General features: G+C 72.5%; 20 protein-coding genes. 17 read left to right on the top strand and 3 right to left on the bottom strand.

Annotated elements, in window-relative coordinates; genetic code table 11:
- Nucleotides 1-7: 7 nt before the first annotated feature.
- From A6A25_RS37465 to A6A25_RS37405, 13 genes are all read left to right on the top strand, one after another.
- Nucleotides 8-1,588, top strand: coding sequence for an NAD(P)-binding domain-containing protein (locus tag A6A25_RS37465; protein ID WP_073898563.1), 1,581 nt, complete (start codon nt 8-10; stop codon nt 1,586-1,588).
- Nucleotides 1,585-2,679 (top strand): alpha-hydroxy acid oxidase, encoded by a 1,095-nt coding sequence (locus A6A25_RS37460; RefSeq protein WP_073898560.1) that lies wholly within the window; start codon nt 1,585-1,587, stop codon nt 2,677-2,679. Before A6A25_RS37465 ends, A6A25_RS37460 begins: the two co-directional genes overlap by 4 nt.
- A complete protein-coding gene (locus tag A6A25_RS37455) occupies nt 2,661-4,061 on the top strand; it encodes a cytochrome P450 (RefSeq protein ID WP_083668977.1) in 1,401 nt (466 codons plus the stop codon). The genes A6A25_RS37460 and A6A25_RS37455 overlap by 19 nt, the downstream gene beginning before the upstream one ends.
- Nucleotides 4,058-5,344, top strand: a complete 1,287-nt coding sequence (locus A6A25_RS37450; RefSeq protein ID WP_073898557.1) for a cation:proton antiporter — start codon at nt 4,058-4,060, stop codon at nt 5,342-5,344. Before A6A25_RS37455 ends, A6A25_RS37450 begins: the two co-directional genes overlap by 4 nt.
- Before the next feature lie 185 nt (nt 5,345-5,529).
- Nucleotides 5,530-6,900 carry a glutamate decarboxylase gene (locus A6A25_RS37445; protein ID WP_073898554.1) on the top strand — a complete coding sequence of 457 codons (1,371 nt, stop codon included), beginning with the start codon at nt 5,530-5,532 and terminating at the stop codon, nt 6,898-6,900.
- A 4-nt stretch (nt 6,901-6,904) separates the two neighbouring features.
- Nucleotides 6,905-8,083: a cytochrome P450 gene (locus A6A25_RS37440; protein WP_073898551.1), complete on the top strand. Its 1,179-nt coding sequence runs from the start codon at nt 6,905-6,907 to the stop codon at nt 8,081-8,083.
- A 44-nt stretch (nt 8,084-8,127) separates the two neighbouring features.
- Nucleotides 8,128-8,421 (top strand): hypothetical protein, encoded by a 294-nt coding sequence (locus A6A25_RS37435; protein ID WP_143193674.1) that lies wholly within the window; start codon nt 8,128-8,130, stop codon nt 8,419-8,421.
- A gap of 350 nt (nt 8,422-8,771) precedes the next feature.
- Complete coding sequence (locus A6A25_RS37430; protein WP_073898546.1) at nt 8,772-10,043, top strand: ATP-binding protein; 1,272 nt, start codon at nt 8,772-8,774, stop codon at nt 10,041-10,043.
- Entirely contained in the window at nt 10,040-10,459 is a 420-nt protein-coding gene (locus tag A6A25_RS37425; protein WP_073898542.1) for a roadblock/LC7 domain-containing protein, read from the top strand. Before A6A25_RS37430 ends, A6A25_RS37425 begins: the two co-directional genes overlap by 4 nt.
- Nucleotides 10,456-10,809, top strand: a complete 354-nt coding sequence (locus tag A6A25_RS37420) for a DUF742 domain-containing protein (protein ID WP_073898540.1) — start codon at nt 10,456-10,458, stop codon at nt 10,807-10,809. Before A6A25_RS37425 ends, A6A25_RS37420 begins: the two co-directional genes overlap by 4 nt.
- On the top strand, nt 10,787-11,413 hold the full coding sequence (locus tag A6A25_RS37415; RefSeq protein ID WP_073898537.1) for a GTP-binding protein: 627 nt from the start codon (nt 10,787-10,789) through the stop codon (nt 11,411-11,413). Before A6A25_RS37420 ends, A6A25_RS37415 begins: the two co-directional genes overlap by 23 nt.
- Nucleotides 11,410-12,786 (top strand): cytochrome P450, encoded by a 1,377-nt coding sequence (locus A6A25_RS46085; RefSeq protein ID WP_241829124.1) that lies wholly within the window; start codon nt 11,410-11,412, stop codon nt 12,784-12,786. Before A6A25_RS37415 ends, A6A25_RS46085 begins: the two co-directional genes overlap by 4 nt.
- Nucleotides 12,783-13,874, top strand: a complete 1,092-nt coding sequence (locus A6A25_RS37405; RefSeq protein ID WP_241829123.1) for a cytochrome P450 family protein — start codon at nt 12,783-12,785, stop codon at nt 13,872-13,874. The genes A6A25_RS46085 and A6A25_RS37405 overlap by 4 nt, the downstream gene beginning before the upstream one ends.
- 105 nt (nt 13,875-13,979) lie before the next feature.
- Here the strand turns inward: A6A25_RS37405 and A6A25_RS37400 are convergent, their stop codons facing one another.
- The 3 genes from A6A25_RS37400 to A6A25_RS46535 form a co-directional block, all read right to left on the bottom strand.
- A complete protein-coding gene (locus A6A25_RS37400) occupies nt 13,980-15,215 on the bottom strand; it encodes a cyclase family protein (RefSeq protein WP_073898531.1) in 1,236 nt (411 codons plus the stop codon).
- Between the two features lie 220 nt (nt 15,216-15,435).
- Nucleotides 15,436-16,302, bottom strand: coding sequence for an NAD(P)-dependent oxidoreductase (locus tag A6A25_RS37395; protein ID WP_073898528.1), 867 nt, complete (start codon nt 16,300-16,302; stop codon nt 15,436-15,438).
- Nucleotides 16,299-16,604: an imine reductase family protein gene (locus A6A25_RS46535; RefSeq protein WP_274534382.1), complete on the bottom strand. Its 306-nt coding sequence runs from the start codon at nt 16,602-16,604 to the stop codon at nt 16,299-16,301. The genes A6A25_RS37395 and A6A25_RS46535 overlap by 4 nt, the downstream gene beginning before the upstream one ends.
- Nucleotides 16,605-16,743: 139 nt before the next feature.
- Between A6A25_RS46535 and A6A25_RS37385 the strand changes: the two genes are divergently transcribed.
- From A6A25_RS37385 to A6A25_RS46725, 4 genes are all read left to right on the top strand, one after another.
- Nucleotides 16,744-17,736, top strand: a complete 993-nt coding sequence (locus A6A25_RS37385) for a GlxA family transcriptional regulator (RefSeq protein ID WP_443217082.1) — start codon at nt 16,744-16,746, stop codon at nt 17,734-17,736.
- A 217-nt stretch (nt 17,737-17,953) separates the two neighbouring features.
- Nucleotides 17,954-19,594, top strand: coding sequence for a ribosomal protection-like ABC-F family protein (gene abc-f / locus A6A25_RS37380; RefSeq protein WP_073898523.1), 1,641 nt, complete (start codon nt 17,954-17,956; stop codon nt 19,592-19,594).
- Nucleotides 19,595-19,760: 166 nt separating this feature from the next.
- A complete protein-coding gene (locus tag A6A25_RS37375) occupies nt 19,761-21,515 on the top strand; it encodes a glycoside hydrolase family 3 protein (RefSeq protein WP_143193673.1) in 1,755 nt (584 codons plus the stop codon).
- 5 nt (nt 21,516-21,520) lie between these two features.
- On the top strand, nt 21,521-23,530 hold the full coding sequence (locus tag A6A25_RS46725; RefSeq protein WP_073898520.1) for a serine hydrolase: 2,010 nt from the start codon (nt 21,521-21,523) through the stop codon (nt 23,528-23,530).

Below are 23,530 nucleotides of genomic sequence, written 5' to 3'. Positions count from 1 at the left end.
GAAAGTCGTGTCCACCGAGGTTTCGACGGACTGTCTCGTGATCGGCGCCGGCCCGGCGGGGCTCCAGGCGTCCTACCTGCTCACCCGCGCCGGGCGGGACCACCTGGTGCTGGAGGCCGGTGACGCGCCCGGCACGTTCTTCACCCGGTTCCCCCGGCACCGCACCATGATCTCCATCAACAAGCCGAACACGGGGTGGGACGACCCCGAGCTGAACCTGCGCACCGACTGGAACTCGCTGCTGTCCGACGACCCGTCGCTGCTGTTCACCGGCTACACGCCGCGCTACTTCCCGCACGCCGACGACCTGGTCCGCTACCTGGCCGACTTCGCCGCGAAGCACGACCTGCCGATCCGCTACGGCACGTCGGTGGTGTCGATCGACCGCCCGGACGAGCACTTCGTCGTGCACGACCAGCACGGCCGCACCTACCGGGCACGGCGGCTCATCGTCGCCACCGGGGTGTCCCGGCCGTACGTGCCGCCGATCGACGGCGTGGAGCACGCCGAGCGGTACGACGACGTGTCGGTGGACCCGGCCGACTTCACCGGGCAGAAGGTGCTGATCATCGGGCGCGGCAACTCGGCGTTCGAGACCGCGGACAACCTGGTCGAGACCGCGTCGGTCATCCACGTCGCCGGGCCCGGCTCGCTGAAGCTGGCGTGGCAGACCCACTTCGTCGGCCACCTGCGCGCGGTGAACAACAACTTCCTCGACACCTACCAGCTCAAGTCGCAGAACGCGCTGTTGGACGGGCGGGTGCTCGACATCCGCCGCGGCGGTGACTCGTACCTGGTGCGGGTCAGCTTCCAACGCGTGCAGGAACGGGTGAAGGAGATCCGCTACGACCGGGTGATCCTGGCGACCGGGTTCCGGTTCGACGCGTCGATCTTCGCGGCCGCCTGCCGTCCCCGGTTGACGATCAACGACCGGTTCCCGGACCAGACCGCCGCCTGGGAGTCGGTGAACGTGCCCGACCTGTTCTTCGCGGGCACCATCACGCAGGCCAGGGACTTCAAGAAGTCGACGAGCGGGTTCATCCACGGTTTCCGCTACGGCGTCCGCGCCCTGCACCACATCCTCGAACACCGCTACCACGGCGTGCCGTGGCCGACCCGGGACGTCGCCCGGGACGCGGTGACCGACGCGGTTGTCGAACGGGTGAACCGCACCTCCGCGCTGTGGCAGCTGTTCGCGTTCCTGGCGGACGCGGTGCTGGTCGGGTCGGACGGCACCCTCCGCTACGCCGAGGAGGTGCCGTTGGCGCACCTGCACGAGGCGGTCGGCCGGGGCGACTTCGGCGACGTCGAGTCCTACCTGGCGGTGACGCTGGAGTACGGCGCGGACCACGACCGGGTCAACCCGTTCGACGTCACCGCGGGCCGGACGTCCCAAGAGGACACCAGCGGGCTGGACGGCCGCTACCTGCACCCGGTGGTGCGGCACTTCCGCGCCGGGGTGCTGCTCGGCGAGCACCACCTGACCGAGAACCTGGAGAACGAGTGGGACAGCGAGGACGTGCACCGGGCGCCGCTGCGGGCGTTCCTGCGCGCCCGGCTGGACCCGGCCGCGGTGGGGTCGCCGTGAGCGCCGGGCCCCTTGCCGAGCTGCACGAGAAGGCCCGCGCGGTGCTCGACCCCGTGCACTACGACTACTACGCGGGCGGTGTCGGTGACGAGGTCGTGCTCGGGGAGAACGAGGCGGCGTTCCGGCGGCTGGCCCTGCGTCCGAGGGTGTTGCGCGGTGCCCCGACCCGCGACCTCGGGGTCGACCTGCCGGGTGGGCACCTCGACCTGCCGGTGCTGATCGCGCCGACCGCGTTCCACCGGCTCGCCCACCCCGAGGGCGAGTTGGCAACGGCACGGGCCGCGGCGGCGGCGGGCACGGTGCTGGTGTCCGGCGTGGCCTCGACGGTGGCGATCGGCGACGTGGTGGCGGCGGCACGGGCCGTGCGCGCCGAGGCGCCGGTGTGGTTCCAGCTCTACCCGCAACCCGACGAGGACGTGACGGCGTGCCTGGTGGAGCGGGCGGAACGGGCGGGCTGCACGGCGCTGGTGGTGACCGCCGACTCGCCGGTCTTCGGCCGCCACCGCCGCGACGCCGAGCACGGTTTCCACGACCTGCCCGCCGGGCTCGCGGCGGAGAACATGCGGGATCTGCCGGGTGGGCCGCCGGGAGGTGTCCGGGACATCGGGATGTCGCCGTCGGTGTCGTGGCGGGACTTGGACCGGCTGCGCGAGCTGACGTCGTTGCCGTTGTGGCTCAAGGGGGTGCTCCACCCGCGTGACGCGGTGCTGGCGGTGGAGCACGGGGTGGCCGGGGTCGTGGTGTCCAACCACGGTGGCCGCCAGCTCGACCTCGTGCCGGCGGCGGTCGAGGCGTTGCCCGCGGTGGTGGACGCGGTCGCCGGACGGGTGCCGGTGCTGCTGGACGGCGGTGTGCGCGGCGGTGGTGACGTCGCCGTGGCGCTCGCGCTGGGCGCGGCGGCGGTCGGTGTCGGCAGGCCGGTGCTGTGGGGCTTGGCGGCGGACGGCGAGGCCGGGGTGTCCCGGGTGCTCGCCGTGCTGCGCGACGAGGTCGACCACGTCCTCGCGCTGTGCGGCGGACGTGACCTCGCCGACCTCACCGCGGACCTGGTCGTCACCCGCGGGACGGGGGTGTGCGCGCGGTGTGGTTGACCGGGTTGCTCGCCGCCGCGGTGGTGCTGACCGCGCCGCGCTGGCTGCCGGCGCGGGTGGTCGCCCTGCGCGCCAAGGTGTTCGAGAAGGTCAACGGGGACCACGCGATCACGTTCCCGAACGCCGTCGTCGGCCCGGACCGGTTCCAGGAGGTCTACGGCCACCCCGCGGCGAACGGCCGCAGCCGGGGCGCCGGGCTGTCCGACCTGTTCTGGTACTGGCTCTCCCCCGGCCCGGAGGTGCACCAGGAGCACCTGGAGGCCGGCCCGCGTTACGACGACGTCGCGCGCACGACGCGCGCGCTGCTCGCCGGCCCGGGTGACGAGCTGTCGGCGTTGGCGGCGCGCTGCGCCGGGCGGGTGCTCGACGAGCGGGTCACCGGTCGGGTCACGCTGGTGCGGCTGCGGGACCTGATGATGCCGGTGTGGGCGGAGTACTTCCACGAGCTCGTCTTCGGCGAGCCGTGCCCCCGCGAGGCGCGTGACCTGATCGTGGGACACGCCGACGACGTGGTGACGGCGTTGAAGTGCACCGGCCTGCGCCACCCGGCCCGCCGCGCCCGGCTGACCCGGTACCTGGCCCGTCGGGTCGCGGCGGGCGACGTGCGGCGGCCGTTGCCCGCGAGCCTGTCACCGACCGAGCAGGTGCACTACCTGCAGGGCACGTTCTTCAACACCGCCGTGGTGCAGATGTCCGAGGCGATGGCGCACGTGCTGCTCGCGCTGGCCCAGCACCCGGAGGTGGCGGCGCGGCTGGCGCGCGACGACCGCTACTTCGGCCACGTGCTGGACGAGACCATGCGGCTGTACCCGCTGTTCGGCATCGCGCACCGCATCACCACCGCCGACATCGCGCTGGACGAGCGGACCACGCTGCCCGCCGGGTCGGTGCTGTGCTTCAGCTACCCCGACTACCACGCCACCGGCTACGCGCGGCCGGAGGTGTTCGACCCGGACCGCTGGGACCACGTCCCGGTTCGCGAGGCGCACCACATCCCGTTCGGCGTGGCGGCCAACCGGCCGTGCCCGGCGTGGCGGCTGTCGCCGCTGGCGCTGCGCGCGGCGACGCGCGAGGTGCTGCGCCGCGTCACCCTGCACTCCACGGTCACGCACACCCGGTCGTTGCCGAGCCGGGGACCGTGCCTGCTCGTCCGGGTGGACCGGCCGCCGCCGCCGGGCCGCCTGGCCGTGCTCGGCGCGTTCCTGCGGGTGCGGGACCGGTGGGAGGACGTGTGGCGCAGCGTGGTCCAGCTCGTGCTCGGCACGGTCATGGTCCTGCACGCCCACCGCCTGCGCCTGGCCGGGCGGTACTTCGACACGCACGACACCCAGGGTCGTCCGGTGCGGCACCAGCTGCCTTCCCCTCAGGAGATGACGGAGTGAACCAGATCCAGTTCGCGTTGCGGGTGTTCGCCGCGCTGGCGGTCGTGCTCGCGGCGACGACGTTGTGCGGGCGCCTCGCCATGCTGGTCAGGCAGCCCAGGGTCGTCGGCGAGATGGTCGCCGGCGTGCTGCTCGGGCCGGCCCTGCTCGGCGCGGTGGCGCCCGGTGTGCAGGCGCAGATCTTCCCGGCCGACGTCAAGGACACCCTGTACGTGCTGAGCACGATCGGGTTGACGTTCTACATGTTCCTGGTCGGGTCGTCGCTCGACCACAGCCTGGCCAGCGGGCAGCGGATGCGGCGCGCGGGTGCGCTCGCGGTGTCGGGCATCGTGCCGACGTTCGCGCTGGGCGCGGGCGCGGCGGCGCTGTTCTTCGGCTCGCTCAGCCCGGACGGCACGAGCCGGTGGGAGTTCATGCTGTTCGTCGGCGGCGCGCTGTCGATCACCGCGTTCCCCATGCTGGCGCGGATCCTGCAGGAGCGCGGTATCGCGAACACGCCCATCGGCGGCCTGACCCTGGTCGCGGCGGCGATCGACGACGCGGCGGCGTGGGTGATCCTGGCGGTGATCATCGCGGTGGCGGCGGCGGGCAGCCCGTTCGACGCGCTGGTCACGGTGGCGGGCGCGGCGGTGTTCGCGGTGCTGATGCTCACGGTGGGGCGCGGGCTGTTCGCCAAGCTGGGCGCGCGGGTGGAGCGGGAGGGCAAGCTGAGCCGGGACGTGATGGCGCTCCTCCTGCTCGTCGTGCTGCTGGCCGGGTGGTTCACCGACTACATCGGTGTGTTCTCGGTGTTCGGCGGGTTCATCACGGGCCTGGCGATGCCGCAGTCGCAGGTCGTGCGCCGGGAGCTGCAGACCCGGTTGACCGACCTGAACTCGATCCTGCTGCTGCCGGTGTTCTTCGCGTTCAGCGGGCTGAACACGGAGGTGTCCGGGTTCGGCGCGGGCGGCGCCCTGTGGTGGCCGCTCGCGGTGATCATGCTGGCCGCTTTCGCGGGCAAGTACCTCGGCTGTGCGGCGGTGGTGCGGGCGCAGGGCTTCTCGTGGCGGTACGCGTCGGCGGTCGGCGGGCTGATGAACGCGCGCGGGCTGATGATCCTGATCTTCATCAACATCGGTCTCGCGTACGGCCTGGTGACCCCCGAGCTGTTCGCGATCCTGGTGGCGGTCGCGATCGTGACGACCGCCGCCGCGATGCCGATCTACCGGGCGTCGCTGCCCGAGAGCCTGGAGCGCGAAACGGTCGACGTCCTGCCGCCCCCGGTGCCCGCGCGGAAGCCGTGACCAGCGCACGTCGCACTACCGCACCTCACCGTTCTCACTCTTCCGTGTCACATTGTCGGAGGGCACAGAACACGGTCGCCCCGAACAGGTGAATTCACACTCCACCTGAACAGGGAATAACCGTTGTGGCGACTACCGCGATAAACCTCATGTGGTTCCTCGGAGTCTCGCAGAATGAGGTCGACATGAGTTTGCAGCGCGTGATCACCGACGAGCGTGATCTGCAGGTCGCGCCCGTCTTCGCCCAGCGGATCGACGAGGACGTCCTCCCGAAGGGCAGGCTGCCGGAGAACCCGCTGCCCGCGGACGTCGCGGCGGGCATCGTGCACTCGCGGCTGCTGCTCGACGGCCGGGCGGCCCTCAACCTGGCCACGTTCTGCACGACGTCCGCCGAACCGGAGCTGGAGCGGATCTACGCGGACACCGCCGCGATCAACCTCATGAACCGCGAGGAGTACCCGGCCAGCTCCGACATCGAGCAGGAGTGCATCAACGCGCTGGCCGACCTGTGGCACGAGGACGACGGCCGGTTCATCGGCTGCTCCACCAGCGGCAGCTCGGAAGCGGCCATGCTCGCCGGGCTGGCCATGCTGCGCCGCTGGCGGGAACGGGGCGGCACGGGCACGCCCAACATGGTGTTCGGCAGCCACGTCCACGTGTGCTGGCCGAAGTTCTGCAACTTCTGGGACGTGGAAGCGCGCACGGTGCCGCTCGAAGAGGGCCGCACGACCCTCGACCCGGCGCTCGCCGCCGAGGCGGTGGACGAGAACACGATCGGTGTCGTCGCGGTGCTCGGCAGCACCCAGGACGGGCGCTACGACCCGGTCGCGGACATCGCGGCCGCGCTCGACGCCGTGGCGGAAGACCGGGGTGTCGACGTGCCGCTGCACGTGGACGCGGCGAGCGGTGGGTTCGTCGCGCCGTTCCTCGACGTCGACTTCGCCTGGGACTTCGCGCTGCCCAGGGTGGTGTCGATCAACGCCTCCGGCCACAAGTTCGGCCTCGTCTACCCGGGGTCGGGGTGGTGCCTGTGGCGCGATCCCGAGTACCTGCCCGAGTCGCTCGTCTTCGACTGCAACGTGCTCGGCGGGCACCACCCGACGTTCACGCTCAACTTCTCCCGGCCCGCGTCCGGCGTGATCGCGCAGTACTACCAGTTCCTGCGCAACGGGATGGCGGGCTACCAGCTGATCGCCCAGCGGTGCCAGGAGGTCGCGCGGCAGGTCGCCAAGGGCGTCGAGGCCGTCGGGCCGTTCGAGGTCGTCGGCGACGGCGAGGACCTGCCGGTCGTGGCGTTCCGCCTGCGCGACCCGGAGGCCGCGGGCTTCACCGCGTACCACCTGTCGGAGGCGCTCAAGAGCGACGGCTGGCACGTGCCCGCGTACAGCCTGCCGCCGAACCTGGAGCACGTGGACGTGCTGCGCGTCGTGTGCCGGCAGGGCTTCACGCTCGACCTCGCGGCGAAGTTCCTGGAGAGCCTGGCCAAGCACGCCGAACGGTTGGGCAGCCACCCGTTCCCGCTGCCCCGGCCGACCGCCTTGACGTTCACGGACTGACGCCGTGGTCACGATCGCGGAACTGGAGACCGACCCGTACCCGGCCTACGCCCGGTTGCGGCGGGAGGAGCCGGTCAGCTGGGTGCCGGAGGCCCGCCAGTGGCTGGTGACCCGCTGGGCGGACGTCCGCACCGTGCTGACCGACACCGAGCGGTTCACCACGGACCAACCGGCGTCGTCGATGCACGCGCTGTGCGGCGGCGCGCCCCTGCTGTTCCGGGAAGGGCCGTCGCACCGGGACGTGCGGGAGGCGTTCCGGCACGACTACGACCCGCACCGGGTGACGGACTACGTGGACACCATCGCCCGGCCGGTCGCGCACCGCGTCGCCGACGAGGTGTTCGGGGCCGGTGGCGCCGACCTGGCCGCGGACTACTTCGAGCCGGTCTCGGCGATCGCCACGGCCACCCACCTCGGGCTCGGACCCGAGGGCGCCGACGCGATGCGGCGCTGGGGGCGGGTGCTCACCGGGGTGGCGAACAACTTCGGGCGCGACCCGGCCGTGGACGCCGAGGCGGCCGGGGTGATGGCCGACGACGCGGCCGTGACCTCGCTCGTCCGGCGGCTGCGGGACGCCCCGGACCGGTCGGTGATCTCCCACCTGCTGCACGCGAACCGGCGTGGTGACGGCGCCCGGCCGGACGCGGACGTGCTGCCGGTGCTCAAGCACATCGGGTTGAGCGTGATCGAACCCGGCTGGTTGGCGGGCTGGACGCTGGCGGCCCTGTGGTCCGCGCCGGACCAGCTCGCCGCGGTCCGCGACGACCGGGCGCTGCTCGGCGCGGCGGTGTACGAGGCGCTGCGGTGGAGCGGCCCGGTCGGCGTGCTCGGCAGGCGCACGACGCGGGCCGTGACGCTGGGCGGGCGGGACATCCCGGCCGACAGCGTGATCGCGGCCGCCATCGCCTCGGCCAACCGGGACGAGGCGGAGTTCACCGACCCCGACCGGTTCGACCCGCACCGCGACGTCCGCACGCACCTCGGGTTCGGCGTCGGTCCGCACGGCTGCCCGGCGCACCCGCTGGTCACCGCCACCGCGCGGACCGCGCTGGACGTGCTGTTGGAGCGGATGCCCGGTGTGCGGCCGGCACCGACCTGGCAGGCCGCACCGCACGGCTGGAAGCTGCGGCTGCCGGGGCCGCTCGACGCGGTGTGGGAGGTGGCGTCGAGGAAGGTGTCCTGACCGGGCCGACGACAAACGGAGCCGGGGCCAACACCGTCGGCACCGTGCTGAGGATCCTGATCGGCATCGCGGGCGGGTGCTGCCTCGCCGGCGCGGTGGCGCTGGTGCTGCGGCACCCCGCGGGCCGGACGCTGACCATCCTCGGTGGCACCCTCGCCCTGGCCCTCCCGGTGCTGCTGGTGCCGATGGTCGTCGTGCTCCCGGCCGAGCCGGCGCTCGGCCTGCGCCACTCCGGTGGACTCCTGGTGCACCTGGCCCTGCCGGCGCTCGGCCTGGTGACGGTGATCCAGAGCCTGCGCCGCGAAACCCGCGCCGCGGTCACCCGACGCGCGGGCTGACCAGGTCGGGGGCACACCGAAGGCATTTGCCGCAGTCGTCGGCGCCCGGTCCAATCCGAGCCGGGGGAACGACGTCGTCGCGCTGCGGCCTGATCATCCGTGAATTCACCCGACGCCACCACCACCAGGCCGTGAATGTGGCCTGACCTGCGAAACCCGGCCGGCGGAAACGCCTGTCCCGGGGCTGCGCGGAATGTCCTCAATGGACATATGGTATTGGTTTTCGCACGGTGGTTGCTCCATTGGAGGGAGAGCGCGGCAACCACTTGGCGTCCGATGAAGTCCCGTGATAGATCAGAACCCTGCTGGCGAACTGGTACCCGGCAGCTCCGCCCGCAGCAGAGGAATTGATGGACCGACAAACACTCGCGATGGCGTGCTTGATCCTGCTCGCCGTCGTGCTGATCGCCGTGTTCCTGCTCGTGCGCCAACACCGGACCACCCGTGCGTTACGCGTGCGGGCCGAACGGGCCGAGAACTCGGCGCGGGCCCGCGCCGAGGAAGAACGACACCTGGTCGAGGCCCGGCTGCCCGCTCTGGCCGAGTCGCTGGCCCACCGGCCCGTCGAGGTGCCCGGACCGAAGAGCCCGGAGGCGCCCGAGAGCCACGAACGGGTGCTCGCGCAGTTCGCCGACTCCGTCCGGCAGGCGACCGAGCGGGGCGAGCAGTCGGCCCGCGCCACGCTCAAGTCGATGATGCGCGCGGTGCAGAGCCTGTCCAACGAGCAGCAGGTCGCCATCTCGGCCATGCAGGAGCGGCACGACGACCCGGACGTGCTGGCCGGACTGATGCGCATCGACCACATGAATTCCCAGCTCAACCGGCGGGCCCAGGCCACCGCGGTGCTCTGCGGCTCGTGGCCGGGGCAGCAGCGCTCGGCGTCGCCGCTGACCGACGTGGTGCGCGGCGCCACCTCCCGGATCCGGGACTACCTGCGGATCAACCTCCCCGCCGAGTCCGACGTCGCGGTGGTCAGCCGCGCGGTCGAGCCGGTCGTGCTGGCCGTCGCCGAACTGCTCGACAACGCCGCCCGGCACTCGCCGCCCAACACCAGCGTCGAGGTCAACTTCCAGCAAGCGCACAACGGCATGGTCGTGATGATCGACGACGGCGGTGTCGGCATGACCGTCGAGGAGCTGCACCGCGCGGCTCGGCTGCTCGCCGGTGACGGCGGCAACGACATCAACCGCCTCGGCGACCCGCCGCAGGTCGGTTTCGCGGTCATCGGCGTGCTGGCCCAGCGTTACGGCTTCCGCGTCTCCGTGGACACGCGCTCGCCGTACGGCGGTGTGCGTGCGGTGGTCTTCTTGCCGACCGAGCTGCTCACGCGGGCCGGCAAGCCCACCATGCCCGACAACGCCGTCGCGCTGCCGCCCGAGCAGCGGGCGCCGCGGCCGACCGCGGCCGTGGACGACACCGTGCTGGGGCGCACCCCCGGCGGCCTGCCCAGACGACGGCGGACCCAGCCCGCCGCCGACCAGGGCACGTCGCCGTCGGTCCCCGCCGTCCCCGCACCGGCCGACCAGCGGATCGCGACCGGGCTGGCCGCCTGGAAGCGCGGGACCGTGTCGGGCCGGGCCACCACCCCGCCGCCTGTCGCTGAAGGGAACACCCAGAAATGAACACGTTGGGTTGGATGCTCGACGACGCCCTGCAGATGCCGGAGACGCGGCACGCCGTCCTGCTGTCCGCCGACGGGTTGCTGATGGCGCACTCCGCCGGCATCGGCCGCGACGACGCCGAACGGCACGCCGCCGCGATGTCCGCGCTGCAGTCGCTGGCCCGCGCCACCGCCGAGTTCTGCGGTCAGACCAGCGCGGAGTGGCAGCAGACGGTCAGCGAGTTCGTCGGCGGCTACGTCTTCCTCGCCGCCGCCGGGCCGGGCGCGTACCTGGCCGTGTCGGCGACCGACCGGGTGGACATGGAAGCGGTGTCCTTCCGGATCCACGAACTCGTCCAGCGGCTGGGCAAGGAACTCACCAGCCCGCCGCGGCAGGCCGAACCGAGCCCGCCGCGGGGTGCGGGCAGCCCGGCGTGAGCGACGACCGGCGCCTGCGCGGGCTGGTGCGGCCGTACGTGGTGACCGGCGGTCGGGCGCACGCCAGCCGCAACACCTTCGACGCCGTCACGGTCGTGATCGCCACCCGCGAGCAGGTCTCCGGGCTGTCGCCGGAGAAGAAGCGGCTGATGGAGCTGTGCCGCGGCGGCGCGCTGTCGGTGGCCGAGATCGCCGCGCACCTCTCGCTGCCGATCAGCGTGACCAAGGTGCTGCTGTCCGACCTGGTCGACAGCGGGCACATCGCCACCCACGCCGCGGTCTCGCACGCCGCCCGACCGGACGTGAAGCTGCTGAAGGACGTGCTCGATGGCCTCCGTGCTCGCCTCTGACGCGCTCGCCGCTGACGGGCTCGCCGCTGACGGCGTCTACCTGCGCGACACCGTGCGGACGGCGGTGAAACTGCTGGTCGTCGGTCCGTTCGCGGTCGGCAAGACCACCTTCGTCGGCACCCTGTCGGAAATCAGACCGCTGCGCACCGAGGAGACGATGACGCAGGCGGGCGCGCTCGTCGACGACCTCGCCGGGGTCGACGGCAAGAACACCACCACGGTGGCGCTGGACTTCGGCAGGCTGACGCTGAGCGACGAGCTGGTGCTCTACCTGTTCGGCGCGCCCGGCCAGCAGCGGTTCACCCAGATCTGGAAGGACATCGCCTACGGCGCGCTCGGCGCGCTGGTGCTGGTCGACACCCGCCGGCTGGAGCAGTCCTTCGAGGTCATGGACCTGCTGGAAGAGCTGCGCATCCCGTACGCGGTGGCGGTCAACACCTTCGACGGCGCGCCCGACTTCCCCCGCGACGAGCTGCGGGACGCGCTGGACCTGCCGCCCGGGACACCGCTGATGTCGTGCGACGCCCGCGACGTGACCTCGTCCACGCGGGCGCTCGTCACCCTTGTCGAATACCTGCTCACCCGCAACCAGGAGAACGCGTGACCTCGCAAGCCGCCCCCGGGCAGGCATGTCCCGCACACCACGGCCGCAAGCCCTTGTACGGCCCCGAGTTCGCCGCCGACCCGGCCGCGACGTACCAGGCCCTGCGCGAGCACGGCCCGGTCGCGCCGGTCGAACTGGCGCCCGGTGTGCCCGCCAGCCTCGTGGTGGGCTACTCGGCCGCACTGGACGTCCTGCGCAACCCCAGCGCGTTCCCGCGCGACCCGCGGCGGTGGCAGGCCAAGATGCCGCCGGACAGCCCGGTACTGCCGATGATGATGTACCGCCCGAACTGCCTGTTCACCGACGGCGCCCACCACGCGCGGCTGCGCGCCGTGGTCACCGACAGCCTGGCCCGGGTGGACGTGAACGCGTTGCGCGCCCACGTCGAGCGGACCGCTGACCGGCTGATCGCCCGGTTCGCCGGCAACGGCGAGGCCGACCTGCTCGGCGAGTACGCGCAGCTGCTGCCGCTGATGATGTTCAACCACCTCTACGGCTGCCCGCCGGAGCTGGGCGACCGGCTGGTCGCCGCCATGCGCGCCATCTTCGACATGGTCGAGCCGGAGCGCGCCGACGCCGAGCTGACGCAGTGCATGCTGGAGCTGATCGCGCTCAAGCGGCAGCGGCCCGACCAGGACATGCCCTCGTGGATGATGGCCCACCCGGCCCGGTTGACCGACGAGGAGATGATCCACCAGCTCATCGTGCTCATGGGCGCGGGCACCGAGCCCGAGCAGAACCTGATCGCCAACGGCATCCGGCTGCTGCTGTCCGACGACCGGTTCGCGGGCGACCTCTCCGGCGGCAGCCTGCCGGTCGAGGAGGCGCTGGACGAGGTGCTGTGGACCGACCCGCCGATGGCGAACTACTCGGCGAGCTACCCGGTCGAGGACACCGATTTCGCCGGTGTCCGGCTGCCCGCCGCCGAACCGGTGGTGATCAGCTTCGCGGCGGCCAACAACGACCCCGCGCTGGCCGGCCAGCAGCGCTCGGGCAACCGGGCCCACCTCGCGTGGAGCGCGGGCGTGCACGCCTGCCCGGCCCAGCAGCCCGCCCGGCTGATCGCGTCGGTGGCGATGGAGAAGATCCTCGACGCCCTGCCCGACATGCGGCTGGCGGTCGGGGTCGACGAGCTGGTCTGGCGGCCCGGTCCGTTCCACCGCGCGCTCGCCGCGCTCCCCGTGCGTTTCACCCCGGTAGCCGTGCCCGTCCCGTCCGACGAGTCACCTGGAGAAACCCGATGGAACGCCCAGCCGACCCCATCGTCCTCGACGCCGGCGGCCGTGACCTCCACGCCGAGTCCGCCGCCATCGCCGCCCGTGGACCGGCGACCCTGGTGGAGCTCCCTGGCCAGGTTGTTGCGTGGTCGGTGACCAGCCAGGAACTCTTACGCGAGCTGCTGGGCGACCCTCGGGTCTCCAAGGACCCCCGGCAGCACTGGCCCGCGTACACCAGCGGCGCGATCTCCGAGGACTGGCCGCTGCACCTGTGGGTGTCGGTGCAGAACATGTTCACCGCGTACGGCGGCGACCACCGGCGGCTGCGGTCGCTGGTGTCCAAGGCGTTCACGGCGCGGCGCGTGGCGGCGATGCGGCCGTGGATCGAGCAGATCACCGAACGGCTGCTGGACGGGCTCGACGCGGCGGAGGGGCCGGTGGACCTGCGGGAGGGGTTCTGCTACCCGATCCCGATCGAGGTCATCTGCCAGCTGTTCGGCGTGTCCGCGGAGGCGCGGTCGGACCTGCGGAAGGTGGTCGACGGCGTCTTCGACACCACGATCACCGCCGAGGCGGCCCAGGCGAACGTCGTGCGGCTGTACGGGATCATGCGCGAGCTGGTCGCGGCGAAGCGGCGCAACCCCGGTGACGACCTGGCCAGCGGTCTGATCGCGGTGCGCGAGGACGACGGCTCGAAGCTCGAGGAAGCCGAGCTGGTCGACACGCTGATCCTGGTGATCTCCGCGGGCTACGAGACCACGGTGAACCTGCTGGACCAGGCGATCACGGCGCTGCTGACGCACCCCGAGCAGCTGGCCGCGGTCCGGGCGGGGACGAGCGGGTGGGCGGACGTGATCGAGGAGACCCTGCGCTGGCAGGCCCCGATCGCGAACCTGCCGCTGCGCTACGCCGTGGAGGACATCGAGATCGGTGGCGGTGTGGTCATCGGCAAGGGCGAGGCGATCCTGGCGGCCTACGCGGCGGCGGGCCGGGACAAGGCCGTGCACGGCGAGACAGCCGACCGGCTCGACATCACCAGGGCCGACAAGTCCCACCTGGCGTTCGGCCACGGCGTGCACTACTGCCTGGGTTCCCCGTTGGCCAGGATGGAGGCGGAGATCGCCCTTCCCGCACTGTTCGCCCGGTTCCCGCGGATGCGACTGGCGGTGGCGCCGGACGAGCTGAAGCCCGGCCAGTCGTTCATCTCCAACGGCCACGAGTCCCTGCCGGTGACGTTGAAGTAGCCGAGCGCCTGGGCGCGTCACCGGCGGGTGACGCGCCCAGGGCGGACTCCGCGCGGTCGACGCCGGTCAACCCGCCCAGCGCGGCCCGCGGTGACGGCCCGCGGGTCACCGGCGGCGAGGCTGCCCCAGCGCGGCCGGTGGGGTGTTCCCGGCCGTCGCGCCCTCCGCGTACTGCGGCGTCACGACGAACACGAACTCGTGCACCCGGTCGGCGGCCAGTTCCGAGACGACGTAGGACTCGCCGATCCGGATGCCGTGGCGCATCAGCAGTTCCTGGTGCACCGGGGTCACCCCGCCGTCGTCGTTGACCGGGTTGCCGAACACCTCCAGCGCCCACGTGTCGCCTCCGACGACGGCCGGTCGGAACCGCGCGAGCCACCGTGCTTCGCGCAGGTAGATCCCGGGCATCCCCTTCGCACCCTCCCACCGCGCGATGTCGGCGGCGTCGCGGCGGGCCAGCAGCTGGTTCCAGCCGGTGTGGAAGAGCACCACGTCGCCCGGTTCGATGCCGCGGACGCCGCCGAGCGCCAGGGCGTCCTCGATGTCCTCGACCGTGATGCGGTAGTCCTCGCGCAGCAGCGGCTTGCCGTTGGCCGCGGGCTCGGCCAGGTCCTCCGTGCGGCCGCGGGCGAGCTTCACGCCCAGGACGTCGAGCAGCACGCCACGCGTGACGATCGGCCCCACGTGCTCGCCGCCCAGCCTCGTGGTGCCGTGGGCGTGGGCGATGTCGGGTCCGCGGAACCCGTTGTAGAAGTACTCGGCCGCGCCGACGTGGTTGAGGTTGTCGAGCTGGCTGCCGATCTGGTACGTCGTCGCGAGCGGTCTCGGGTGTGCCGGGGACAGCTCCGCTTCGAACCTCTCCTCGTGCACGCTGGCGCGGTTGACGCCCAAGGGCTCGGCGCCGATCAGGATGCCGCCCGCGGCCTGGAAACCGGGCGGTGGCCGGTAGCCCCAGACGGTGAGCCGCTGCTGGTAGGTGCGCCGGGGTTCCATCCTCACGGCCGGGAAGCCGTTCCACATCAGCTCGCCCAGGTTGTAGGTCTTCACGTCGCGGTGGCGGCGCAGCAACGCCAGCGCCGACGCCGTCTTGGCCGGGGTCACCTCGTTGAACGAGCCGCGCTGGTCGTCCGGCCCGTAGCGGCTGGGTGCCCAGTCGGACAGGTTCGCCGGGTCGGCGTAGTCGAACAGGGTGTCGTCGAGCGAGGTGCCGCCGGGTGCGGCGGCGCTCGCCGGCGTCGAGCCGACCAGGGCCCCGACGCCGGCGGCGCCCGCCATCAGCAGCACCTGCCGCCGTTCGACGTGGTGCTTGGCGAAGTAGTTGCGCAACAAGTCCGGGTTCATGCGGCGGCTCCTCCTACGCGAGTGGGCCAACCACCTGTACCCGTGTCCGCGTGGAGGGGCAACGGCAGTCACCGCGATGCCGCAGCACGTGCAGGCGCGGGTCCGAGGGAGCGGTCCAGAAGCTGCCGAGGTGGTGGCCGGCGCCGGGCGGCGTAGTTGATCGCCCCGATCCAGGCGTTGAACGCCGCCTCCAGGTCGGCGAAGCGCCCGACGACCTCGGTCACCCGCCACCGCCGAACGACTCCACGGCGCGGGCGAGGCTCGCGGCGCCGTGGCCCTCGGCGACCTGCCGGTCGACCAGGTCCTTGAACGGCTGGAGGGTGGGCGCCGCGACGCCGAGCGACGCGCTGGCCCGCAGGATCGTGGCCAGGCCCGACCGGTTCATGTCCAAACTGGACTCCTCGGTCGCGTAGTCGCCGCGGTCGATCTCGTCGGCGAACATGGACAGCACCGGGAAGATGCCGGTCAACCACGAGACCAGCGGCGGGGTCAGCTCGGCGGCGTCGATCCCGCCGGCGCGACCCATCGCCGCGGCGTGCAGGAACCCGCCCAGCATCCCGTACATCCCGGCGAGGATGGCCATGTCGAACGCCGACGCCCGCCCCGCGTCCGCGCCCAGGAAGGTGCCTTTGCCCAGGAGGTCCAGCACGGCGCGCCACTCCTCGTGAACGTGCGCGGCACCGCTGTAGTTCACCGTCGAGTCGTCCGTGCCGAGCGTCTGCGGCACGGCGTAGACGGCTCCGTGGAGGTAGTCGGCGCCTTGCCCGGCGACCTGTTCGGCCAGGGCCCGCGCGTCGTCCGGCCCGCCGGAGGTCAGGTTCACCACCGCGCGACCCCGTGCGGCCTCGCCCACGCCGGTCAGCACGTCCCGCGCCGCGGCGGGGTCCAGCACGGCGACGACCACCAGCGGGCCGGCGGCGACCGCGTCGGCCGCCGTGGGTGCCGAGGTCGCACCGGCGGCGACGAGTTCCGCCGCCTTGCCCGCCGACCGGTTCCACACGGTCGTGGGGTGGCCGTTGGCCAGGAAGACCCGCGCGACCGCACGGCCCAGGTTGCCGAGCCCGATCACGCTCACCGGGGCGTTCACGCGGCCACCTCCGCGCGCCGGAGGACCTCGACGACACCGGCGAAGCTGTCGGAGCCGTGCCCCGCGGCATTCGCGCGTTCCATTGTGGACTTGAGCAGTTCGGGCAGCGCGTTGTCCAGGCCGCGGTCGGCCGCCGCGTGCAGGAGGTGCTCGATGGCGGCGATCGGCACGTCGATGGTGGCGTCGTCACCGGGGTACCAGACCGCGGTCCGGTGGCCGCGGTCGAGCAGGGCGCTCGCCAGCGCCGAGCCCATCACCCCCAAACCGAGAACGGTCACGGGCTGGGGAACAGGGGTGGTCATGTTGTCGCTCCTGGAGAAGTCCCGCATCGGGGCGGGGGTGGTGATCGACTGCCTCCACCCTCGCAACGCGCGTCCGCCTCGACCAGTGGCACTGATGACGGCCGTCACCAAATTCCTGCCATAGGATGGCCGCATGAGCGTGGGAACCGTCGCCCTGGTCGTGCCCGACGAGATCGACCTGGTGTCCTGGGACCTCTACGAGCTGACCATCCCGGCCACGGTGTTCGGCAAGCCCCAGCCCGACCTGGCCGACCCCTGGTACGAACTGCGGCTGTGCGCGACCGGGCAGCGCTCCGGCGACGCGGCGCCCGGCTTCGGGCTGCGCACCCCGTACGGCCTGGACGACATCGTCGGCGCGGACACGGTCATCGTGGCGTCGGTGCCCGAGATCTGCGTCGACGCCGCCGCCCCGGTGCCGCGGGAGCTGGTCACCGCGCTGCGCCGGGCCCACGCCGCCGGCGCGCGGATGGTGTCGCTGTGCAGCGGCGCGTTCGCCCTCGCCGAAGCGGGGCTGCTCGACGGGCGCCGGGCGACCGCGCACTGGATGCACACGGCGGCGTTGGCCGAGCGCTACCCGAAGGTGGAGGTGGACGACTCCGTGCTGTACGTGGACGACGGTGACGTGCTCACCAGCGCCGGCATGACCGCAGGCCTCGACCTGTGCCTGCACCTGGTCCGCCGCGACCTCGGTCCGCACGTGGCCAACCAGCTGGCGCGCCGGATGGTCGTGCCGGCGCACCGACCCGGCGGCCAGGCGCAGTTCATCGACCTGTCGGTGCCCGCCACCGACGAACGCGGGCTGGCACCCGTGCTGGAGTGGGTCCGCGCCAACCTGGACCGGCCGTTGACCATCGAGGACCTCGCCCGGCGTGCGGCCGTGAGCCCTCGGACGTTCTACCGGCGGCTGCAGGAGACCACCGGCACCACGCCGCTGCAGTGGCTGCTCAACCAGCGCCTCGGCCGGGCCCAGACCCTGCTGGAGTCGACCGACCTCTCGGTGGAGAAGGTGGCGGAGCTCAGCGGCCTCGGTACCGCGAACAACCTGCGCCACCACTTCCTCAAGCAGGTCGGCGTCTCACCGAGCGACTACCGCCGCGCCTTCCCCCGCCAACCGTCCGCGGCGGCGCGGTAGGGCCCGGCGAAAACGGCTCGGCGACGGTCCGGAGCGACTGCTATCGTCGGGCCGGAGAGCCGTTCGCAGGGAGATTCGACGTGATAGGCGAAGACGACATCTCCGGGTGAGTCCCGGATGTGACAGGCCGCCGGCAGTGCCGTCGCGGCCGTCGAAGTCGTCCCCTTCCTCCGCTGGGCACCTTCTGCCCGCAGCACACACCCGAGGTCTCCCACCCATGTCCGAAACCTGCGTCGTCGTGTCCGGGATGTCGTTCTCCTGGCCCGACGACACCCCCGTCTTCGCCGACCTGTCCTGCACCGTCCCGACCGGCCGCACCGGGCTCGTCGCGCCCAACGGCGCCGGCAAGACCACCCTGCTCAAGCTGATCGCGGGCGAACTGCGGCCGTCCGCGGGCAGCGTCACGGTCGACGGCGTGCTCGGCTACCTCCCGCAGGACCTGCCGCTGACCGGTGAACCGACCGTCGCCGAGGTCCTCGGCGTCGCACCGGTCCTGCGCGCCCTGGCGGCCGTCGAGTCCGGCGACGTCGCCGAAAAGCACTTCACCACCATCGGCAACGACTGGGACGTCGAGGAGCGCACCCGCGCCCAACTGGACCGGCTCGGCCTGGGCGAGCTGGGCCTGGACCGTTCCCTGGCCACGCTCAGCGGCGGTCAGGTCGTCTCCCTCGGCCTGGCCGCCCAGTTGCTCAAGCGGCCGGACGTGCTGCTGCTGGACGAGCCGACCAACAACCTGGACCTCGCCGCGCGCCACAAGCTCTACGAGGTGCTCGACGACTGGTCCGGCTGCCTGCTCGTGGTCAGCCACGACCGCGCCCTGCTCGACCGCGTCGACCGCGTCGCCGAGATCGAGAGCGGCGAGGTCCGCTACTACGGCGGGAACTTCACCGAGTACGAGCGGGCGGTCGAGGCCGCACGGGAAGTCGCCGAGAAGAACGTCCGCAACGTCGAGCAGGAGCTCAAACGGGAGAAGCGGGAGATGCAGCAGGCACGCGAACGGGCCGCGCGCCGGGCGAGCACCGCCGCACGCAACCTCGGCAACGCCGGGCTGCCCAGGATCTTCGCCGGGACCATGAAGCGCAACGCGCAGGAGTCGGCGGGCAAGGCGAACGGCACGCACGCGGCCCGGGTCAGCGCGGCCAAGGCCAAGCTGGACGAGGCGGAGCGGGCGCTGCGGGACGAGCAGAAGATCACCCTGGAGCTGCCGCAGACCGCCGTCCCGGCCGGGCGGACGCTGTTCCTCGGCGAACGCCTGCGCGCGGCCTTCGGCGGGCGGGAGCTGTTCGCGGGCGAGGGCGTGGACCTGGCGATCCGCGGCCCCGAGCGGATCGCCCTCACCGGCGGGAACGGCGCGGGCAAATCCACCCTGCTGCGGATCGTCCACGGCGACCTGGAACCCGACAGCGGTGACGTCAAACGGGCCGACGGCCGGATCGCCTACCTGTCACAGCGCCTGGACCTGCTCGACAGCACCCGCACGGTCGCCGAGAACCTCGCGGCGGCCGCACCGGCGATGCCACCGGCGCAGCGGATGAACCTGCTCGCGCGCTTCCTCTTCCGGGGTTCCCGGGCGCACCTGCCGGTGGGCGTGCTGTCCGGCGGTGAACGGCTGCGCGCCACGCTGGCGTGCGTCCTGTTCGCCGAACCGGCACCGCAACTGCTGCTGCTCGACGAGCCGACGAACAACCTCGACCTGCTCAGCACCGGGCAGCTCGAACGCGCGCTCAACGCTTACCAGGGCGCGTTCGTCGTCGTCAGCCACGACGAGCGGTTCCTGAGCGAGATCGGCGTCGACCGCAGGCTCCGGCTCGACGGCGGACGACTGCTGGAGACGGCGGCGCCGACCACGTCCGGCTGAGGCTCGCGCGCGGGACGCACGGGCCGGCGCGGCCACCTCGTCCCGCCGCAGGCCGGGCGCGCGGCGCCGCACCCCGTCCGGTGATGCGCCCGAACGGGCTCTGTCGCGGTCGGCCGTCGCTGCGTAGATTCCCAGGGACGGTGATTTCCTCACTGTAGGAGCTGCCATGAGGAAAATCTTCAACAGGCGACAGGTGCTCGTCGCGGTGTCCGCGCTGCTGGTCGGCTCGGCACCGGCGATGGCGACCGACGGTGACGTGGTGGCCGACACCTTGCGGCGGATGAGCCTGGAGGAGAAGGTCGGCCAGCTGTTCGTCACCTACGCCTACGGTGCCGCGGTCGACGCGTCCGATCCCGCCTCGGTGGCCGCGAACCGGCGGCAGCACGGCGTGGACAACGCGCGGCAGCTGATCGAGAAGTACCACCTCGGCGGCATCATCTACTTCGCGTGGTCGGGCAACACGGCGAACCCGGGGCAGGTGGCGGAGCTGTCCAACGGCATCCAGCGGGTGTCGTCGGTCCCCGCGCTGGTGAGCACCGACCAGGAGTACGGCGTGGTGACCCGGATCGGGGCGCCGGCCACGCTGTTCCCCGGGAACATGGCGCTCGGCGCGGCCCGCGACCCCGGGTCGGCGGGCACCGCGGCCCTGATCGCCGGGCGCGAGCTGCGCGCGATGGGCGTCAACCAGGACTTCGCGCCGGTCGCCGACGTCAACGTCAACGCCCTCAACCCGGTGATCGGCGTCCGTTCGTTCGCCGAGGACCCGGAGCTCACGGCGCAGCTGGTCGAGGCGCAGGTGCGCGGGTACGAGCGGGGTGGGGTGTCGGCCACCGCGAAGCACTTCCCCGGCCACGGCGACACCGCGGTGGACAGCCACACCGGCCTGCCGGTGATCGGCCACAGCGTCGAGGAGTGGGAACGGCTGGACGCGCCGCCGTTCCGCCGGGCCATCGCGGCCGGCATCGACTCGATCATGACCGCGCACATCGTGGTGCCCGCCCTCGACCCGTCCGGCGACCCGGCCACGCTGTCCCGGCCGATCATCACCGGCATCCTGCGCGACCGGCTCGGCTACGACGGCGTGGTGATCACCGACTCGCTCGGCATGGCCGGTGTGCGGCAGAAGTACGGCGACGACCGCGTACCGGTGCTGGCGCTGAAGGCGGGCGTCGACCAGCTGCTGATGCCACCGAGCATCGACCTGGCGTTCAACGCGGTGCTGACGGCGGTGCGCACCGGCGAGCTGACCGAACGCCGCATCGACCAGTCGGTCCGCCGGATCCTGCGGATGAAGGCCAAGCGCGGCCTGTTCGGCGGGCAGTTCGTCGACCCGGCCCAGCTGCCGCGGGTCGTCGGGACCGAGCAGAACCGGCAGACCGCGCAACGGATCACCGACCGCACGACGACGCTCGTGCGCAACGCGCACCTGCCCCTGCGCACGCCTCCGGCCTCCGTCTTCACCACCGGCTGGGGCACGACCGCCGACCCGGTGCCGCACCGGCTCGCCACCGCGGTCGCGAAGCGTTCGGCGACCACCAACGCGCTCGTCACCGGCGCGAACCCGAACCAGGCGACGATCGACCGGGCGGTCGCCGGTGCGGCCGGTGCCGACCTCACGATCGTGGCGACCAACAAGGCGTGGACCGACGTCGGGCAGCAGAACCTGGTGAAGGCGCTGCTGGCCACCGGGAAGCCGGTCGTCGTCATCGCGGTCCGGGACCCGTACGACATCGCGTACTTCCCCGACGCGCGGACCTACCTGGCCACCTACTCCTACACCGACATCTCGGTGGAGTCGGCCGTGCGGGTCATGTACGGCGAGCACGCCCCGGTCGGGAAGCTGCCCGTCACGATCCCGGTCGCCGGCGACCCCTCGACCGCGCTGCACCCGTTCGGCCACGGCCTGACCTGGGAGGGCTGACCCCCATGCGCCGACTGCTGATCGCCGTCCTGTGCGTGCTGCTGGTCGCGAGCCCGACCGCGGCGGCGCGATCCGAGACCGCCGCGCGTGCGGGCGTGCCGTTGACCGTGATGTCCTACAACATCCACACCGGCATCGGCGTGGACGGCAGGCTCGACCTGGCGCGGGTGGCCGCGGACATCACCGCGTCCGGCGCCGACGTGGTGGGGCTGCAGGAGGTGGACGTCCACTGGATGGCCCGCAGCGAGTGGCGTGACCAGGCTGCGGACCTGGCGGCGGCGGTCGGCATGGCCGTCTACTTCGCGCCCATCTACGACCTGGACCCGGCCGAGCCCGGCCAGCCGCGGCGGCAGTACGGCCTGGCGGTGCTCAGCCGCCACCCGGTGGTCGCGGCGGAGAACCACTGGATCACCCGGCTCTCCACGCAGGTGCCGAACCCGACACCCGAACCGGCGCCGGGGTTCCCCGAAGTCGTGCTGGACGTGCGCGGCGAACGCGTGCACGTCTACAACACCCACCTGGACTACCGCGCCGACCCGGCGGTGCGCCGCGCCCAGGTCACCGACATGCTGCGCGTGCTGGCCGAGGACCGCGGTGAGGCGCGGGTGCTGCTCGGCGACTTCAACGCGGCACCGGACGCCCCGGAACTCGCTCCACTGTGGACGGAGCTGGTCGACGCGTGGTCGCTGGCGAACCCGTCGTCGCCCGGCCCGACCTACCCGGCGACGGCGCCCGCCAAGCGCATCGACTACGTGGCCGCCGGCTACCCGGTCCGGGTCCGGGACAGCCGCGTGATCACGACCGGCGCGTCGGACCACCTGCCGGTGCTGGCCGCGCTGACCGTCACCCGACGGCACGGCTCCCCTTGGGACGGACCACTCCCCGACCACCGCCTCCGCCACGGCACGGCGCACCAGGCCGGGCTGGCGGCCGAGCACGTGGACCGGCTGGTGCCCGACGTCGAGGCGGGCGTCCTGGCGTCACCGCAGGCGTTCCCGGGCGGCGTGGTGCTGGCCGCGCGCAACGGCGTCATCGTCCGGCACGCGGCGGTGGGCGACGCGTTGCGCTACGGGCACGACGGTGCCGAACTGCCGCCGGATCAACGGATCCCGATGCGCGAGGACACCATCTTCGACGTCGCGTCGATCTCGAAGCTCTTCACCACCGTGGTCGCGCTGCGGCTGGTGGAGCGCGAGCTGATCGACCTCGACGCCCCCGCCGCGCGCTACCTGCCCGAGTTCGGCCACAACGGCAAGCAGGACGTCACCCTCCGCCAGTTGCTGACCCACACCTCCGGGCTGCCCGCCGGGCTGGCGCTCGGGTCGTACCCGGCGGTGGAGCAACGGCTGGCCGCGGTCTACGCGGTGGCGCTGCGGTCGCCGCCGGGCACCCGGTACGTGTACTCCGACCTGAGCCTGATCGTGCTGGGCAAGGTGCTGGAACGGGTCACCGGCCGGTCGCTGCCCGACCTGGTGGCCGCGGAGGTCACCGAGCCGCTCGGGTTGCGCGACACCATGTACAACCCGCCGGCGGAGCTGCGGCCGCGGATCGCGCCGACCCAGTACGGCGCGCGTGGGCTGATCTGGGGCCAGGTGCACGACTCCACGTCCTGGTACCTCGGCGGCACGGCCGGTCACGCCGGTGTCTTCTCCACCGCGCGCGACCTCGCCGTCTTCGCCCAGATGCTGCTCAACGGCGGGCGGTACGGCGACCGGCGCGTCCTGCGGACCGACAGCGTCCGGGCGATGACCGCGAACTGGAACGCGGCCATCCCCGGCGCCGACCGCGGGCTCGGCCTCGACCTGAACAAGCCCGCCTTCATGGGCCTGCTCGCCACGCCGTACACCGTCGGTCACACCGGGTACACCGGGACGTCGCTGGTCATCGAGCCGGACACCCGGTCGTTCGTGCTGCTGCTGACCAACCGCGTACACCCGACCGCCGCCGGTCCCGCGACCAACCCGTACCGGCACGCCGTGGCCGACGACCTGGCGCGGGCCGTGCTGGACCGCTGA

The sequence above is a fragment of the Saccharothrix sp. CB00851 genome (assembly GCF_001905065.1).
Classification (GTDB): Bacteria; Actinomycetota; Actinomycetes; order Mycobacteriales; family Pseudonocardiaceae; genus Actinosynnema.
The sequence above is the reverse complement of the archived record's forward strand: the minus strand, read 5'-3'. Positions and strand labels throughout refer to the sequence as shown.